The organism is Natrinema salaciae (assembly GCF_900110865.1).
Taxonomy (GTDB): domain Archaea; phylum Halobacteriota; class Halobacteria; order Halobacteriales; family Natrialbaceae; genus Natrinema; species Natrinema salaciae.
Genome location: NZ_FOFD01000011.1, coordinates 1 through 1,255 on the forward strand (window position 1 = coordinate 1; position 1,255 = coordinate 1,255).

General features: G+C 57.1%; 1 rRNA gene. It reads right to left on the bottom strand.

Annotated features, from left to right (window positions below):
• Window positions 1-1,255 (bottom strand): 23S ribosomal RNA (locus BMX07_RS23455); the annotation flags it as partial.

The following is a 1,255-nucleotide window of genomic DNA, read 5'->3' on the forward strand; positions in this document are numbered from 1 at the left end:
ACAGCTGGTACACGAGTGGCACCCATTCGTAGTTCCTCTCGTACTATACGAACGTTCCCGTCAGATACCGTAACACCCCCAATAGATAGCAGCCGACCTGTCTCACGACGGTCTAAACCCAGCTCACGACCTCCTTTAATAGGCGAACAACCTCACCCTTGCCCGCTTCTGCACGGGCAGGATGGAGGGAACCGACATCGAGGTAGCAAGCCACCCGGTCGATATGTGCTCTTGCGGGTGACGACTCTGTTATCCCTAAGGTAGCTTTTCTGTCAGCAATTGGCCGCATCAAGCAGCCTAATTGGTTCGCTAGACCACGCTTTCGCGTCAGCGTCCGTCGTTGTGCCGGACACTGTCAGACTTCCTTTTGCTCTTGCGCTCTTCCTCGGGTCTCCGACCCGAGTGAGGAAATCTTGGGGCGCGCCCGATATCTTTTCAGGCGCGTACCGCCCCAGTCAAACTGCCCGGCTACCAGTGTCCTCCGCCAGGAGTGAGAGTCGCAGTCACCATCGGGTAGTATTTCAATGCTGGCTCGGTGGCCCGCTAGCGCGGGTACCTGTGTAACGCCTCCTACCTATGCTGCACAATGGCGACCACGTCTCAGTGACAGCCTGCAGTAAAGCTCTATAGGGTCTTCGCTTCCCCTTGGGGGTCTCCAGACTCCGCACTGGAACGTACAGTTCACCGGGCCCAACGTTGGGACAGTGGCGCTCTCGTTGATCCATTCATGCAAGCCGCTACTGAAGCGGCAAGGTACTACGCTACCTTAAGAGGGTCATAGTTACCCCCGCCGTTAACAGGTCCTTCGTCCCCTTGTACGGGGTGTTCAGATACCTGCACTGGGCAGGATTCAGTGACCGTACGAGTCCTTGCGGATTTGCGGTCACCTATGTTGTTACTAGACAGTCGGAGCGCCCGAGTCACTGCGACCTGCCTCTTCGCGAGGCAGGCATCCCTTATTGCGAACGTACGGGACTAACTTGCCGAATTCCCTAACGTCGGTTGCTCCCGACAGACCTTGGCTTTCGCCGCCACGAGTACCTGTGTCGGATCTCGGTACGGACAGTGTGCTTGCCTTTTCACGGGCTCTGGGTTGACCTGACTTGCGCGATCCTGCCATTCGAACGCTTCGTGCCATTACGGCTTCCACGCTCTTCGACAGTTCGACTGGGCGAAGGCCCAGCTCAGGCGGCCCCAAAGCGTCGGCTTTGAGTGCACACTGGCATAGGAATATTAACCTATTTCCCTGTTGTCA